The following is a 14,710-nucleotide window of genomic DNA, read 5'->3' on the forward strand; positions in this document are numbered from 1 at the left end:
GCCGGCTTGATCGTCGTCAACATCCGGGCCCGCCGTCGGCCGATGATGGTGACATGGCCGCGCGCGACAGGGCGCGCGGCAGTTCACCCCAGCGAGGTTCGCATGTACAAGAAGATCATGGTGGCCGTCGACGGCAGTGCTTCGTCGAAACAGGCGCTTGCCGAGGCCGTGAAAGTGGCGCTGGCGAGCGACACGCACGTCAGCGTCGTGTATGTGGTCGACAAGTCGGTGCTGTTCACGTACGCGGGACGTTTCGATCCGCACGCGCTCGTCGAGGAAATCCGCGACGACGGGCGCAAGGTGCTGCGTGAAGCCGAACAGATCGTCGCGCTGGCCGGCGCGAAAGGCGAAGCCGAACTCGTCGAGACCGAGAGCATCGGCGAGGACATCGCGGAGCGCCTGCAGCGCTACGTGAAGGAGCACGGGATCGATCTCGCGGTGGTCGGCACGCACGGGCGGCGCGGGATCCGGCGCGTGCTGCTCGGCAGCGTCGCCGAGCGCTTCGTGCGCGGCTCCAAGTGCCCGGTGCTGCTGATTCGCGGCGACGATGCCGACGAAGCGGCGGCCGCGGCTGCGGCGTAACGCGGTGTTCGAGCGATGATCCGCCGCCAGTACCGCATCGTCGTCGCGGCGATCGCCGTGTTCGTGTCGCTCGTGGGGATGATGGCCGTCGTAACGGGGCTGCTGTTCGACGAAGCGATGGCGCTGCGTGGCGGCGCGATCGCATTGATCGTCGGTGTGGCCGGCTTCGTCGTGATGCTCAATCCGGGCGCGAAAGGCGAGGAATGACGCGGGGAGGCTGCGTCTTTCCTTGAGGGAACGCGTGCAGGCACTATCGTGCTCGAAGAACGACAACAACAACGAGAGCGCGACAACAATGAAAACGAGGGATCTTGCGGCCGCCGCCGTCATCGTGGGCGGGGCCGTTCTGCCTGCATGGTCCTGGGCCGAAACTGCGGCGCCGCCCGCCGGCTTCGGTTCGCATGCGTTGACCGACCGGCCGGCGGCGAGTATGTCCGGCATGACGGCGCAACATTCGGCAGCCGACCGCGGGGGCGATCCCTCGACGGACTTCACCGATACGATCGGCGGCATCGACTCGCAGGGTGACGGCATCCGCGACGATGTCCGGAAGTACATCGACGATCAGTACCCGGAGCCGCAGCAGCGCGCGGCGATGCGGCGCTATGCGGCTGCCCAGCGTGATTTCATGATGCACGGCGACGTGCGTGACAGCGCGATCGAAGGGCTGACGCGCGTATTCCGCACGCTCGAATGCGTCAGAAAGCTGATGGGGCAGCCGGGCATCGATCAGTCGAAAGTCGTCGTTGCGATGATGTCGAACACGAAGCAGCGCTTTGTGGCCAACGGTCATGCGATGGCGAACGCGTCGGGGCACGTCTATATGCTGTCCCGTGACGATCCCTGTCAGCAGTGACCATCGTTGCCCTGACGATCACCGCTTCCGTCGAGATTACGTGCCGCTCGCACCGGGCGCCGCCGCGCTGTCCGGGCTCGCCGGCACGTCCAGCCGCTTCAGCGTTTCCGCCAGCTCCGCGTTCTTCGGCTGAATCTTCTGCGCCTGCGCGAACGCATCGCGCGCTTCATCCCGGCGCCCCAGTTTCCACAGCACTTCACCCTTGTGCGTCAGCCCGGTCGCATGGGCTTCGCGCGCGTCGCCGTCGTCGTCCTTCGCGAAGATCGCGATCGAGCGGTCGAACCACGTGAGCGCCTCGTCGTTGCGGCCGAGGCGATATAGCGCCCAGCCCTTGCTGTCGAGCGCATACGCATCGTCGGGCGACTTCGCGAGATGCGTGTCGATCATTGCGAGCCCGCGATCGACCTCCACGCCCGCATCGACGAGCCGGTAGCCGATGTCGTTCAGGCGATCGTCCGGAATCGTGTCGAGATCGAGCACGGCAGCCACGCGGCTTGCGTCGCGTTCGGCGATCGCGAGCGACAGCAGCTTCGCGACGATCTGCTGCCGCAACTCGCCGCTGATCCGGTCGCTGTTGGTGACCAGCGTGCCGAGGTACTGCGTGTACAGGTCCGGCGTGCCGGGTTCGTTCGCGCTGTTCGCGATGGTCAGGCCCGGACCCGCGCACCAGTCGGTGTCGGCCGCTTTTTCCAGCATGCCGACGTAAAGATTGACGTTCCGCGGCGTGCGCGATTGTGCGTAGTAGGTGTAGCCGTTCGCGTCCGAATAGCCGCATGCCAGATATTCGTTCTCCACGTCCAGCACGTACGGGAAACGGCCGAGCGACGCCTTGCCGCCCGGATCGACCAGCCGGAACGATTCGCCCAGGTCGCCGTCGCCGACGACCGGGTTGAACACCCACTGCTTCTGCGGATGCGATTTCGGCAGCCGGATCCGGATCGTGCGGCCCGCCGCGTCGGTCGTGCCGAAGATCACGCTGTCGTGCTCGCCCGGCTTGACGGGCAGCCCCGCGATGACCTGGCCCGGCAGGAACAGCCGGTAGCGCGCGTTCGGCAGCGGCTGTTGCGTGACGGGGTCGCGCAGCACGAACTGGTGAACGTAGGCGCCTTTGCCGAGCGACGCCGTCGGCGCGACGTAGGTGCGCGCGTGGGCGACGGGCAGGCCGGTGCAGCTCAAGGCCGCGGCAACGAGCGCGGCGAGAAGTCGGGATGTCATGAAATTTCGGTTCTTGTATGTAAAGGTGCGATGGTCCGACGGCCGGAAATGCACTGAACAAACCGCGCGGTCTTTGATGAACGGCCGGCTGCGGTTGGCGAATCCCGATGCGGTGGATCGGATCGTCCAGTGCAATTCAATGCGGAGCCCGCCCGCCGTCACGGGATGCATGACGGCAACGGACGGGCAACGCGGGAATGCAGTGCGCAGCATAACAGGCCGTGCCGCGCGCTCGATCCCCATTCGATTTCACTGTTGCGGATAGATGAACGATTCCGTGATTTGTATCAAGTCGTGATATGTCGATCCGCCTGACAATGGGTTCGATCACGGTGAGAAGGACGAAATGATCGACATTCGATCGTCCTTTACAACCGGTATTTCGCCTCCTTAAATAATCAGGGTCTGCCAAAAGACCGGAAAAACGAGATCCCCATGAGCCATTTCCTGGACAGATTGCGTTATTTCTCCACCACCAGGCCACGCTTTTCCGACGGGCACGGCGCCGTCACCGACGAAGACCGCAAATGGGAAGACGGTTACCGGATGCGCTGGCAGCACGACAAGATCGTCCGCTCCACCCACGGCGTGAACTGCACGGGTTCGTGCTCGTGGAAGGTCTATGTGAAAGGCGGGATCGTCACCTGGGAAACCCAGCAGACCGACTATCCGCGCACACGTCCCGACATGCCGAACCACGAGCCGCGCGGCTGCTCGCGCGGCGCGTCTTACTCGTGGTACCTGTACAGCGCGAACCGCCTCAAGCATCCGATGGTGCGCAGCGCGCTCGTGAAGCTGTGGCGCGAACGCCGCCGCACGCTCGGCCCCGTCGAAGCATGGCGCTCGATCGTCGACGACGATGAAGCGCGCCGTTCGTACCAGAGCCGACGCGGGCTCGGCGGCTTCGTGCGCGCGAGCTGGGACGAGGTCAACGAGATCGTCGCGGCCGCCAACGTGCACACGGTCGAGCGGCACGGCCCCGATCGCGTGGTCGGCTTCTCGCCGATTCCCGCGATGTCGATGGTGTCGTACGCGGCAGGTTCGCGCTACCTGTCGCTGATCGGCGGCGTGTGCCTGAGTTTTTACGACTGGTATTGCGACCTGCCGCCGGCGTCGCCGCAGACCTGGGGCGAACAGACCGACGTGCCGGAATCGGCCGACTGGTACAACTCGACGTTCATCATGATGTGGGGCTCCAATGTCCCGCAGACGCGCACGCCGGACGCGCACTTCCTCGTCGAGGCGCGTTATCGCGGCACCAAGGTCGTGTCGGTGTTCCCCGATTACTCGGAAGGCGCGAAGTTCGGCGATCTGTGGCTGCACCCGAAGCAGGGCACCGACGCGGCGCTCGCGCTCGCGATGGGCCACGTGATCCTCAAGGAATTTCATCTCGCCGGGAAGAGCGACTACTTCTCCGACTACTGCAAGCGCTACACCGACATGCCATGCCTGGTGCGCCTCGTACCGCACGGCGACGGCTACGTGCCCGAGCGCCTCGTGCGCGCGTCGGACTTCGACGACGCGCTCGACGAGGCCGCGCATCCGGACTGGAAGACCGTGATGATCGACGACGCGAACGGCGAGTTCGTCGTGCCGGTCGGCTCGGTCGGCTTCCGCTGGGGGCAGCAGGACGACGCCGACAAGGGCAAGTGGAACCTGCGCGGCGAGACGTCGAAGGGCGCGGCGCTGTCACCGCGGCTGTCGTGCACGGCCGAGCACGACGACGTGGTCGACGTGCTGTTCCCGTACTTCGGCAACCAGCCGCACGCGCACTTCAACTCGACGCAGCATGCGTCCGAGCTGTCGCGCCGGATCGGCGTGCGGCGCATCGCGACGCGCAACGGCGACATGCTGGTCGCGACCGTCTACGACCTGTTCGTGGCGAACTACGGGCTCGACCAGGGTCTCGGCGGCCGCGACGTCGCCGCGAGCTACGACGACGACCTGCCGTACACGCCCGCATGGCAGGAAACGATCACCGGCGTGAAGCGCGCGGACGTGATCTCGGTTGCGCGGCAGTTCGCGGAGAACGCGCACAAGACGCAGGGCAAGTCGATGGTGATCATCGGCGCCGGGATCAACCACTGGTTCCACATGGACATGTCGTACCGCGCGATCATGAACATGCTGATCATGTGCGGCTGCATCGGCAAGCCGGGCGGCGGCTGGTCGCACTACGTGGGCCAGGAGAAGCTGCGGCCGCAGACGGGCTGGACGGCATTGTCCGGTGCGCTCGACTGGAGCCGCCCGCCGCGCCAGATGAATTCGACGTCGTTCTTCTACGCGCACACCGATCAGTGGCGCTACGACCCGATGGACCCGGCCACGCTGCTGTCGCCGCTCGCGGACAAGTCGCAGTTCCATGGCGCGCCGATCGACTACAACGTGCGCGCGGAACGGATGGGCTGGCTGCCGTCCGCGCCGCAACTGTCGGTGAATCCGCTGAAGGTCGGCGCGGCGCTCGCCGATCCCGCGCACGCGGGCGCCGATGTCGCGCGGCAGTTGAAGGCCGGCACGCTGAAGCTGGCAAGCGAGGATCCCGATGCGCCCGGCAACTTCCCGCGCAACCTGTTCGTGTGGCGCTCGAACCTGCTCGGTTCGTCGGGCAAGGGTCACGAGTATTTCCTGAAGCACCTGCTCGGCACGACCAACGGCGTGCAGGGCGAGGATCTCGGTGCAACCGGCGGCTCGCGTCCCGAGGAAGTGACGTGGCACGACGAAGCGCCGCGCGGCAAGCTCGACCTGCTCGTGACGCTCGATTTCCGGATGTCGACGACCTGCATGTACTCGGACGTCGTGTTGCCGACTGCGACCTGGTACGAGAAGGACGACATGAACACGTCCGACATGCACCCGTTCATCCATCCGCTGTCGGCGGCCGTCGATCCCGCATGGGAATCGAAGAGCGACTGGGAGATCTTCAAGGGGATCGCGAAGCGCTTCTCCGAATTGTGCGACGGACATCTCGGCGTCGAGCGCGACGTCGTGCTCGCGCCGATCGCGCACGACACGCCGGGCGAGCTGGCACAGCCGTTCGACGTGCAGGACTGGAAGCGCGGCGAATGCGAACCGGTGCCGGGCCGGACGATGCCGACCGTGACCGTCGTCGAGCGCGACTATCCGAATACGTATGCGCGTTTCACGTCGCTCGGGCCGCTGATGGACACGCTCGGCAACGGCGGCAAGGGCATCGGCTGGGACACGAAGGACGAAGTGACGCTGCTCGGCGAGCTCAACTACAGGGTCGCCGACGGCGCCGCGCAAGGGCGCCCGCGCATCGACACGGCGCTCGACGCGGCCGAGGTGATCCTCGCGCTCGCGCCCGAGACCAACGGCGAAGTGGCGGTGAAGGCGTGGCGCGCGCTGTCCGGCATCACGGGCATCGACCACACGCACCTCGCTGCCGCGCGCGCCGACGAGAAGATCCGTTTTCGCGACATCCAGGCGCAGCCGCGCAAGATCATCTCGTCGCCGACCTGGAGCGGGATCGAATCCGAGCACGTGTCGTACAACGCCGGCTACGTGAACGTGCACGAACTGGTGCCGTGGCGCACGATGACCGGCCGCCAGCAGCTGTACCAGGATCACGCGTGGATGCGCGCGTTCGGCGAATCGCTGTGCGCGTACAAGCCGCCGGTCGATACGGGCAGCTACGCGCACATGCTCGGCACGCGCTCGAACGGCAACCCCGAACGTGTGCTGAACTTCCTGACGCCGCACCAGAAGTGGGGGATCCACAGCACGTACACGGACAACCTGCTGATGCTGACGCTGTCGCGCGGCGGCCCGATCGTATGGATGTCGGAGGACGACGCGAAGGCGATCGGCGCGGTCGATAACGACTGGATCGAGTGCTACAACTCGAACGGCGCGTTGTGTGCGCGGGCCGTCGTCAGCCAGCGGATCCCGTCCGGGATGGTGATGATGTACCACGCGCAGGAGAAGATCGTGAACACGCCGGGCTCCGAGATCACCGGCACGCGCGGCGGCATCCACAACTCGGTCACGCGCATCGCGTTGAAGCCGACCCACATGATCGGCGGCTACGCGCAGCTCGCGTACGGCTTCAACTACTACGGCACGGTGGGCTCGAATCGCGACGAGTTCCTGATCGTGCGCAGGATGAACAAGATCGACTGGCTCGACGGCGAAGAGACTGCGGTCGATCCCGCAATGCACGCGGTAGGGGCCTTGCATGGGACGGGAGTAGGCGCCAAAGCGCCAACTCCCATCGACACGGGAGAAACGTCATGAAGGTACGCGCACAGATCGCGATGGTGCTGAACCTCGACAAGTGCATCGGATGCCATACCTGCTCGGTGACCTGCAAGAACGTGTGGACGAGCCGCGAAGGGATGGAATACGCGTGGTTCAACAACGTCGAGACGAAACCGGGCATCGGCTATCCGAAGGACTGGGAGAACCAGGACCGCTGGCGCGGCGGCTGGCGGCGGCGCGCGGACGGCAAGATCGAGCCGCGCCTCGGCAGCAAGTGGCGACTGCTCGCGCAGATCTTCGCGAATCCGCATCTGCCCGAGATCGACGACTACTACGAGCCGTTCACGTTCGACTACGCGCACCTGCAGGAAGCCGGCAACACGCGCGCGATGCCGGTCGCGCGGCCGCGCTCGGTAATCAGCGGCCAGCGGCTCGAGAAGATCGAGTGGGGGCCGAACTGGGAGGAAATCCTCGGCGGCGAGTTCGAGAAGCGCGCGAAGGACACCAACTTCGAGAACGTGCAGAAGGACATCTACGGGCAGTTCGAGAACACCTTCATGATGTACCTGCCGCGCCTGTGCGAGCACTGCCTGAACCCGGCGTGCGTCGCGTCGTGCCCGTCGGGCTCGATCTACAAGCGCGAGGAGGACGGCATCGTGCTGATCGACCAGGACAAGTGCCGCGGCTGGCGCATGTGCGTATCGGGCTGCCCGTACAAGAAGATCTACTACAACTGGCAGAGCGGCAAGGCAGAGAAGTGCATCTTCTGCTATCCGCGCATCGAGGCCGGCCAGCCGACCGTGTGCTCGGAAACCTGCGTCGGCCGCATCCGCTATCTCGGCGTGCTGCTGTACGACGCCGATCGCATCGGCGAAGCGGCCAGCGTGGAGAACGAGAAGGACCTGTACGAAGCCCAGCTGTCGCTGTTCCTCGATCCGGACGATCCAGCCGTGATCGCGCAGGCCGAGCGCGACGGCGTGCCGGCCGCGTGGATCGACGCCGCGCGGCGTTCGCCGACCTACAAGATGGCGATCGACTGGAAGATTGCATTCCCGCTGCACCCGGAATACCGGACGCTGCCGATGGTGTGGTACGTGCCGCCGCTGTCGCCGATCAACTCGGCCGCGAACAGCGGCGCGCTCGGGATGAACGGCTACCTGCCGGACGTCGAATCGCTGCGCATCCCGCTGCGCTATCTGGCGAACCTGCTGACGGCCGGCGACGAGGCGCCCGTGAAGCTCGCGCTCGAACGGCTGCTCGCGATGCGTGCGTTCATGCGTGCGCGCCACGTGGACGGCATCGACGCGCGCGGCGTGCTCGACCAGGTCGGGCTGTCGCTCGCGCAAGTCGAGGAGATGTATCGCTATCTCGCGATCGCGAACTACGAGGATCGCTTCGTGATCCCGACCGCGCACCGCGAGTATGCGGAGAACGCATACGACCTGCGCGCGTCGTGTGGCTTCTCGTTCGGCAACGGCTGCTCGGACGGCCGTTCCGAAGCGAGCCTGTTCAGCCCGAAGAAGGGCAGCAAGACCATCCCGATCCACGAGGCTTCCCGATGACGAGCACCGCATCCGATCCGACCTACGCGGCGCTCGCGGCGCTGCTCGACTATCCCGACGCATCGCTCGTCGACGCGCTCGACTCGATCGAAGCGCACCTGCGCGACCGCGCCCGCGTGCCGAAGTCGGTGCGCGCAGGCCTCGACCGGTTCTTTGCCTATGTGCGCGAGCGCGACTTGCTGACGCTGCAGGAGAACTACGTCGGGCTGTTCGACCGTGGCCGCGCGACGTCGCTGTACCTGTTCGAACACGTGCACGGCGAATCGCGCGACCGCGGGCAGGCGATGGTCGACCTGCTGCAGATGTACGAGCGGCACGGGCTGTTCCTGAACCCGGGCGAATTGCCCGACTACCTGCCCGTGTTCCTCGAATACCTGTCGCGGCTGCCGGTGCCCGACGCACGCAAGCTGCTCGCCGAAACCGGCGAGATCCTGCGCGCGCTGGCCGGCCAGCTCGCGCAGCGCGGCAGCCATTACAGCTTCGTCGTCGGCGCGCTGTTGCCGCTGGCCGGCCTCGCGCCGGCCGACGCGCCGGATGCAGCCGACGACGACGTGGCCGCCGAGCGGCCGAGCGCCGACGACTACCGCGCGCTCGACGCATCGTATGCGGACGAGGCCGTGCGCTTCGTCGGGGCAGCGACGCCGGCGGAGCAGACCGTGCGGTTCCACGACAGGCGGCCGGCCCGCGGCGCGTAAGCGCGGGCCCAACTGGGGAAAGACATGAACGCTTACTTGCATCAGTTCCTGTTCGGGATCTACCCGTACATCTGCCTCGCCGTCTTGCTGGTCGGCAGCCTGATCCGCTTCGACCGCGAGCAGTACACGTGGAAAAGCGATTCGTCGCAGCTGTTGCGCCACGGCATGCTGCGGCTCGGCAGCAACCTGTTTCACTGGGGTGTGCTGGTCGTCGTGCTCGGTCACTTCGGCGGCTTTCTGGCGCCGCACTGGCTCGTGTCGCCATTCCTGTCGGCGTCCGGGCACCAGCTCGTCGCGATGGTGGCGGGCGGCGCGGCCGGCGTCGCGGCGATCGTCGGGCTCACGATCCTGATCTGGCGTCGCCTGGGCGATCCGCGCATCCGTCGCAACAGCCGCCAGTCCGACATCCTGATCGTGCTGATGCTGTGGGTGCAGCTTGCGCTCGGGCTCGGCACCGTCGTGCTGTCGACGCGGCATATGGACGGCGCGATGTTCGAACAGTTGACCGATTACGTGAAGGGCGTCGTCACGTTCCGGCCGGATATCGCGAGCCTGCTCGTCGGCGTGCCGCTGACGTACCGGCTGCACATCCTGCTCGGTTTCACGATCTTCCTCGTGTCACCGTTCACGCGGATGGTGCATATCTGGAGCGGGATCGCGTCGGTCGCGTACCTGATCCGCCCGTACCAGCTCGTGCGCAAGCGCTAAGGAGGCCGCATGAACGACGTTCTCTCCGATGCACCGGTCGTCTTGCGCATCAACGGCATCACGATCGACGACGCTGCGATCGCGGCCGAGGCCGCGCATCACGGCGATACGCCCGATCCGCTCGACGCGGCACGGCGCGCGCTCGCGGTGCGCGAGCTGCTGCGGCAGCGCGCGATATCGCTCTCGCTGCTCGACGAGGGGGCACCGCTCGACGACGCGGCCGTCGACGCGTTGCTCGAACGCGAACTGACGCACGTGCCCGAACCCGATCGCGCGGATTGCGAGCGCTATTACGCGCAGCACCCGGCGCGCTTTCGCCGCAACGACATCGTCTATGCGAGCCACGTGCTGTTCGCGATGACGGATCGCGTGCCGCTCGCGCCGCTGCGGCAGCGCGCGGAACGGGCGCTCGCCGATGTCGTGGCCGCGCCCGGGACGTTCGAAGCGGTCGCGCGCGCGTCGTCGAACTGCCCGTCGGCGGAAGTCGGCGGCAGCCTCGGGCAACTGCTGCGCGGCGATACGGTGCCGGAATTCGAGGCCGCGCTGTTCGATACCGACGGCATCGGCGTGCTGCCGAAACTCGTCAACACGCGCTTCGGCTTCCACATCGTGCGCATCGAGCGTCGCGTGGAGGGCGACGCGGTGCCGTTCGACGAAGCCGCCGGCCAGATCGCCGCGTACCTGTCGGAACGCGTGCGGCAGCGGGCGATGCGGCAGTACGTGGCGATTCTCGCGGGTGATGCGCGCGTCGAAGGCGTCGAATTCGACGGCGCGAACGGGCCGCTGGTCCAGTAACGGAGTCTTGCGTATGGCAATTCAACAAGGTAATGCCGGGCCGGTCGTGAACGCGCCGGCCGTCCCGCTGCGCGCGTGGTCGGTGCTGGCCGCGAGCACGCTCGCGTTCATGGTGTGTTTCGTCGTGTGGATGATGTTCGGCGTGCTCGGCGTGCAGCTGCGCACCGACCTCGGGCTGAACAGCACGGAGTTCGGGCTGCTCACGTCGACGCCGGTGCTGACCGGCGCGCTGATGCGCTTGCCGCTCGGCACGTGGACCGACCGCTTCGGCGGCCGCATCGTGATGACGGTGCTGCTCGTCGTGTGCGCGGTGCCCGTCTATGTCGTCAGCTACGCGACGCAGCTGTGGCAGTTCCTGCTGATCGGGCTGTTCCTCGGCTGCGTCGGCGCGTCGTTCGCGGTCGGCACGCCGTATGTCGCACGCTTCTTCCCGCCGCAGCGGCGCGGGCTCGCGATGGGCGTGTTCGGCGCGGGCACGGCCGGCGCGGCCGTCAACTTGTTCGTCACGCCGCTGCTGCTCGATGCGTACGGCTGGCGCGTCGTGCCGCGCATCTACGCGGTCGCGCTGCTCGTCACGGCGCTGATCTTCTGGTTCGCGTCGGCGCCCGATCCGGGCGCGGGCAAGCGGGGCGGGTCGATGCTCGACGCGTTCAAGGTGCTGCGCGACCCGCGCGTGTGGCGGCTCTGCCAGTACTACTCGATCACGTTCGGCGGCTTCACGGCGCTGTCGCTGTGGATTCCGCAGTACCTGAAGAGCGAGTACGGGATGTCGCTCGTGATGGCTTCCGCGTTCGCGGCCGGCTTCTCGCTGCCGGGCTCCGTGCTGCGCGCGCTCGGCGGCGCGCTGTCCGACCGCTTCGGCGCGCATGCGGTCACGTGGTGGGGGCTGTGGGTCGCGTGGATCGCGTTGTTCCTGTTGTCGTACCCGGCGACCGACTTCGTGATCCACACGATCGACGGCACCGCGACGCTGAACGTGTCGATGCCGGTGGCCGGTTTCGTCGCGCTGACCTTCGTGCTCGGCGCGGTGTTCGCGCTCGGGATGGCGTCGACCTTCAAGTACGTCGCCGACGACTTCGCGGACAACATGGGCGTCGTCACCGGCATCGTCGGGCTCGCGGGCGGGCTCGGCGGCTTCCTGCTGCCGATTCTGTTCGGCGTGCTGCTCGACCTGCTGCGCGTGCGCACGACCTGCTTCATGTTCCTGTACGGGATCGTGTGGGTGTCGTTGATCCTCATCTACCTGTCGGAAGTGCGGCGCACGCCGGTCACGGGCTGACGGGGCGCGATCGATGCGCGGGCGCGATGCCGGAAGGCTCGGGATCGCGTCAGTGCGTCGCTTCCCTCTGCAGGCGCGCACGACGTATCCGGCCGCGCGCGCTTCTGTCAAACTGGCGCCCATGAAACCGCGCCTCATTTCACCGCTTTCCCCCGATTCCGCGCCTGCGCCCGCAGGCTTTCCCGACGCCGACGAACTGGCCGCGCTGCGCGCGTGGTATGCGGGCATGACCGTGCGCCAGGCCGTCGAGCGCTACTTGCCCGATCGCCTGGGCGACGGGCGATCGGCGCGCGGCGTGATCGGCGCGATTCGCCGCCGCCTCGTGCGCGTCGCGCGGCAGGCCGGTCGGCCCGAACTCGCGGAACGGCTCGGGCATGCCGACGGTGAGCGTTTGCGGGAGGCGAAGGCCGCAACCGAAGCGATCGGCCTGCTGCGTCATGCGCGTGCACCGGTCCCGCAGATCAGCGACGACGTCGGCCTGTGGCTGCCCGCCCGCGCAGTTGTTGCGCTGCGTGCGCATGGCATCGCGACGCTGGCCGACCTGACGGTGCGCATTCCGCGCCGGCGCCAGTGGTGGCGCGCGATTGCGGGCCTCGGCGTGGCCAGCGCGCGGCGCATCGAGGCCTTCTTCGCCGCGCACCCGGACCTGACCGAACGGGCGCGCGCGCTGATCGCCGCGACGCCGCGCGGCAGCATCGTGCCGTGGGAACAGCTGAAGCTGCCGCACGAGGTCGACGGCTCGGCCGGCACGTTCCGCGCGCCGCGCGCGACCAGCACGCTCGACGCGGACAACGACTACGCGGCCGTGCACGCATGGCTGTCGCTGCACGAATCGGCCGCGACGCGGCGCGCATACCGCAAGGAAGCGGAGCGGCTGATACTGTGGGCGATCGTCGAGCGCGGCCGCGCGCTGTCGTCGCTGACGACCGAGGATGCGGTCGCGTATCGCGCGTTCATCCGGCGCCCGACGCCGCACGAGCGCTGGGTCGGGCCGGTGCGGCCGCGCGGCGCGCCCGACTGGCGGCCGTTCTCGGGCGCGCTGTCCGCGCGCTCGGCGGCGTACACGCTGTCGGTGCTCGGCGCACTGTTCCGCTGGCTGATCGAGCAGCGCTACCTGCTCGCGAATCCGTTCGCGGGCGTGAAGGTGCGCGACACGCGCGGCGCGAACGCACTCGACACGTCGCATGCATTTACCGAAGGCGAGTGGCTGCTGGTCCGCACGATCGCCGACGGTCTCGAATTCCGGAAGCGCACACCGGCCGGCGCGCCGCAGTCGGGCTGGACGCCGGGCGCCGCGCAACGGCTGCGCTTCATTCTCGATTTCGGCTATGCGACCGGGCTGCGCGCGAGCGAGCTGGTCGGCGCGACGCTCGGCGGCATCGAGACGGATGCGCACGGCGACGCGTGGCTGAAGGTGATCGGCAAGGGCAGCAAGGCCGCGCGTGTCGCGATGCCGCCGCTTGCGCGTACGGCGCTCGATCGCTATCTGGTCGCGCGACGGTTGCCGGTGACGCCCGCGCGCTGGCGGCCCGATACGCCGCTGATTCCGAGCCTCGCGGAAGACGATGCGGCCGCGATCACGAGCGTGCGGCTGTGGAAGGTGATGCAGCGGTTTTTTGCGCAGACGGCCGATGCCGTCGATGCCGACAACCCGGCACTGGCGCAGAAGCTGCGCCAGGCGAGCCCGCACTGGATGCGGCATACGCATGCGACGCACGCGCTTGCACGCGGGGCCGAGTTGACGACCGTGCGCGACAACCTGCGGCATGCGTCGATTTCGACGACATCGATTTACCTGCATGGCGACGATGTGAAGCGCGCGCGGCAGATGTCGAGTGCGTTTGCTGCGGACAAGTAACGGCGTCGCGCGCGGCAGGCGGCCGCCGCTTTAGCGGCATGCCGCGCATCCGCATCCGTCCCGTTGCGCGAGTTGCTGCGCCGCACGCGCGACGACCGCATGACGATCGGGCCGTACGCGCTCGAACAGCGCGCAGACCGAAGCGAGCACATCCTGGGCGGCAAGTTCGGGGCGCCCGCAGTCGAACGGCGGCTCCGGCGCATATTCGATGCCGAGCTGCACCGCCTGTGCGTATTCCGCCCCTGCGACGTCGGCCATCACCGCGAGCGCCATGTCGATGCCGGCGGTCACGCCGCCGCCCGTGACGATCCTGCCGTCGCGCACCACGCGCCCTTCGTCGACGATCGCACCGAACGGCGGCAGCAGGTCGCGCCACGCCCAGTGGCAGGCCGCCCGTCGTCCTTGCAGCAACCCGGCCGCGCCGAGCACCAGCGACCCGCTGCACACCGACGTCACATAGCGCGCATCCTGCGCGAGCCGGCGCACCTCGCGGACGAACGCATCGTCGGCGATCGCGTCGATCACGCCGAGCCCACCCGGCACGCAGACGAGATCGGCATGCGCGATGTCGGCGAGCCGCCCGACCTCCGCAACGGCGAGGCCGCTGTCCGCGCGAATCGATCCGCCGCGAACGGAAGCGCGGTGAATTTGTGCGCCCGGAAGGCGCCAGAACACTTCGTCCGGCCCGGTGAAATCGAGCTGCGTGACGTGATCGAACAATGCGAATACGACGATGAACGGCGTGGCGGCCATCACGATCCCTCGAAGGCATGAGCGGCCTGTAGCATCGCGCCGCGCGCGGCCTGTCGCAAGGTCATTTCTCCCGCACTTTCTGCCATGCGCGCGCACCGTTTCGCGCGGATCCGCCGGAGGTCGGCATGCAAAAAGAGCTGGTCGTCGAGCATCTGGCGAATGTCGCACGGGAAGCGTCATTTTCGCCCG

The 14,710-nt window shown here is 67.5% G+C and carries 13 protein-coding genes; 10 read left to right on the forward strand and 3 right to left on the reverse strand.

The features are described 5' to 3' along the window. Positions 1-102: 102 nt before the first annotated feature. The 3 genes from BLA15945_RS29550 to BLA15945_RS29560 are packed head-to-tail and all read left to right on the forward strand — an operon-like array spanning position 103 to position 1,438. On the forward strand, positions 103-582 hold the full coding sequence (locus tag BLA15945_RS29550) for a universal stress protein (RefSeq protein ID WP_059242111.1): 480 nt from the start codon (positions 103-105) through the stop codon (positions 580-582). A 15-nt stretch (positions 583-597) separates the two neighbouring features. Further along, positions 598-789, forward strand: a complete 192-nt coding sequence (locus tag BLA15945_RS29555) for a DUF2964 family protein (protein WP_059242109.1) — start codon at positions 598-600, stop codon at positions 787-789. A 34-nt stretch (positions 790-823) separates the two neighbouring features. Beyond that, the gene (locus tag BLA15945_RS29560; protein WP_174994069.1) at positions 824-1,438 is read left to right on the forward strand and encodes a hypothetical protein; all 615 of its coding nucleotides are present in this window, start codon (positions 824-826) and stop codon (positions 1,436-1,438) included. A gap of 36 nt (positions 1,439-1,474) precedes the next feature. Here BLA15945_RS29560 and BLA15945_RS29565 read toward each other — a convergent pair whose 3' ends face one another. Beyond that, positions 1,475-2,653, reverse strand: coding sequence for a tetratricopeptide repeat protein (locus BLA15945_RS29565; RefSeq protein ID WP_174994070.1), 1,179 nt, complete (start codon positions 2,651-2,653; stop codon positions 1,475-1,477). A gap of 435 nt (positions 2,654-3,088) precedes the next feature. Here BLA15945_RS29565 and BLA15945_RS29570 point away from each other — a divergent pair, with 435 nt between their 5' ends. The 7 genes from BLA15945_RS29570 (at position 3,089) to BLA15945_RS29600 (ending at position 13,768) form a co-directional block, all read left to right on the forward strand. Next, the gene (locus BLA15945_RS29570; protein ID WP_174994071.1) at positions 3,089-6,907 is read left to right on the forward strand and encodes a nitrate reductase subunit alpha; all 3,819 of its coding nucleotides are present in this window, start codon (positions 3,089-3,091) and stop codon (positions 6,905-6,907) included. Next, entirely contained in the window at positions 6,904-8,433 is a 1,530-nt protein-coding gene (gene narH, locus BLA15945_RS29575) for a nitrate reductase subunit beta (protein WP_174994072.1), read from the forward strand. Before BLA15945_RS29570 ends, narH begins: the two co-directional genes overlap by 4 nt. Beyond that, positions 8,430-9,128, forward strand: a complete 699-nt coding sequence (gene narJ, locus BLA15945_RS29580; RefSeq protein ID WP_174994073.1) for a nitrate reductase molybdenum cofactor assembly chaperone — start codon at positions 8,430-8,432, stop codon at positions 9,126-9,128. Before narH ends, narJ begins: the two co-directional genes overlap by 4 nt. Before the next feature lie 24 nt (positions 9,129-9,152). After that, the gene (gene narI / locus BLA15945_RS29585) at positions 9,153-9,836 is read left to right on the forward strand and encodes a respiratory nitrate reductase subunit gamma (RefSeq protein ID WP_174994074.1); all 684 of its coding nucleotides are present in this window, start codon (positions 9,153-9,155) and stop codon (positions 9,834-9,836) included. 9 nt (positions 9,837-9,845) lie between these two features. Further along, the gene (locus tag BLA15945_RS29590; RefSeq protein WP_174994075.1) at positions 9,846-10,631 is read left to right on the forward strand and encodes a peptidylprolyl isomerase; all 786 of its coding nucleotides are present in this window, start codon (positions 9,846-9,848) and stop codon (positions 10,629-10,631) included. Between the two features lie 13 nt (positions 10,632-10,644). Then, positions 10,645-11,910, forward strand: coding sequence for an MFS transporter (locus BLA15945_RS29595; RefSeq protein WP_059242098.1), 1,266 nt, complete (start codon positions 10,645-10,647; stop codon positions 11,908-11,910). 121 nt (positions 11,911-12,031) lie between these two features. Beyond that, a complete protein-coding gene (locus BLA15945_RS29600) occupies positions 12,032-13,768 on the forward strand; it encodes a site-specific integrase (RefSeq protein WP_174994076.1) in 1,737 nt (578 codons plus the stop codon). Positions 13,769-13,798: 30 nt separating this feature from the next. Here the strand turns inward: BLA15945_RS29600 and BLA15945_RS29605 are convergent, their stop codons facing one another. Continuing rightward, on the reverse strand, positions 13,799-14,521 hold the full coding sequence (locus BLA15945_RS29605; protein WP_174994077.1) for a DJ-1/PfpI family protein: 723 nt from the start codon (positions 14,519-14,521) through the stop codon (positions 13,799-13,801). Continuing rightward, positions 14,521-14,673 carry a hypothetical protein gene (locus BLA15945_RS29610; protein WP_174994078.1) on the reverse strand — a complete coding sequence of 51 codons (153 nt, stop codon included), beginning with the start codon at positions 14,671-14,673 and terminating at the stop codon, positions 14,521-14,523. Before BLA15945_RS29610 ends, BLA15945_RS29605 begins: the two co-directional genes overlap by 1 nt. Between the last annotated feature and the right edge of the window lie 37 nt (positions 14,674-14,710).

Origin of the sequence: Burkholderia arboris (assembly GCF_902499125.1) — a bacterium.
GTDB lineage: Bacteria > Pseudomonadota > Gammaproteobacteria > Burkholderiales > Burkholderiaceae > Burkholderia > Burkholderia arboris.

Excerpts from the sequence above, each read along its gene's own strand:
- narI (WP_174994074.1), top strand. The coding sequence starts at position 9,153 with ATGAACGCTTACTTGCATCAGTTCCTGTTCGGGATCTACCCGTACATC.
- BLA15945_RS29610 (WP_174994078.1), bottom strand. The coding sequence starts at position 14,673 with ATGCTCGACGACCAGCTCTTTTTGCATGCCGACCTCCGGCGGATCCGC.
- BLA15945_RS29565 (WP_174994070.1), bottom strand. The coding sequence starts at position 2,653 with ATGACATCCCGACTTCTCGCCGCGCTCGTTGCCGCGGCCTTGAGCTGC.
- BLA15945_RS29550 (WP_059242111.1), top strand. The coding sequence starts at position 103 with ATGTACAAGAAGATCATGGTGGCCGTCGACGGCAGTGCTTCGTCGAAA.
- BLA15945_RS29595 (WP_059242098.1), top strand. The coding sequence starts at position 10,645 with ATGGCAATTCAACAAGGTAATGCCGGGCCGGTCGTGAACGCGCCGGCC.
- BLA15945_RS29555 (WP_059242109.1), top strand. The coding sequence starts at position 598 with ATGATCCGCCGCCAGTACCGCATCGTCGTCGCGGCGATCGCCGTGTTC.
- BLA15945_RS29570 (WP_174994071.1), top strand. The coding sequence starts at position 3,089 with ATGAGCCATTTCCTGGACAGATTGCGTTATTTCTCCACCACCAGGCCA.
- narJ (WP_174994073.1), top strand. The coding sequence starts at position 8,430 with ATGACGAGCACCGCATCCGATCCGACCTACGCGGCGCTCGCGGCGCTG.
- BLA15945_RS29590 (WP_174994075.1), top strand. The coding sequence starts at position 9,846 with ATGAACGACGTTCTCTCCGATGCACCGGTCGTCTTGCGCATCAACGGC.
- BLA15945_RS29600 (WP_174994076.1), top strand. The coding sequence starts at position 12,032 with ATGAAACCGCGCCTCATTTCACCGCTTTCCCCCGATTCCGCGCCTGCG.
- narH (WP_174994072.1), top strand. The coding sequence starts at position 6,904 with ATGAAGGTACGCGCACAGATCGCGATGGTGCTGAACCTCGACAAGTGC.
- BLA15945_RS29605 (WP_174994077.1), bottom strand. The coding sequence starts at position 14,521 with ATGGCCGCCACGCCGTTCATCGTCGTATTCGCATTGTTCGATCACGTC.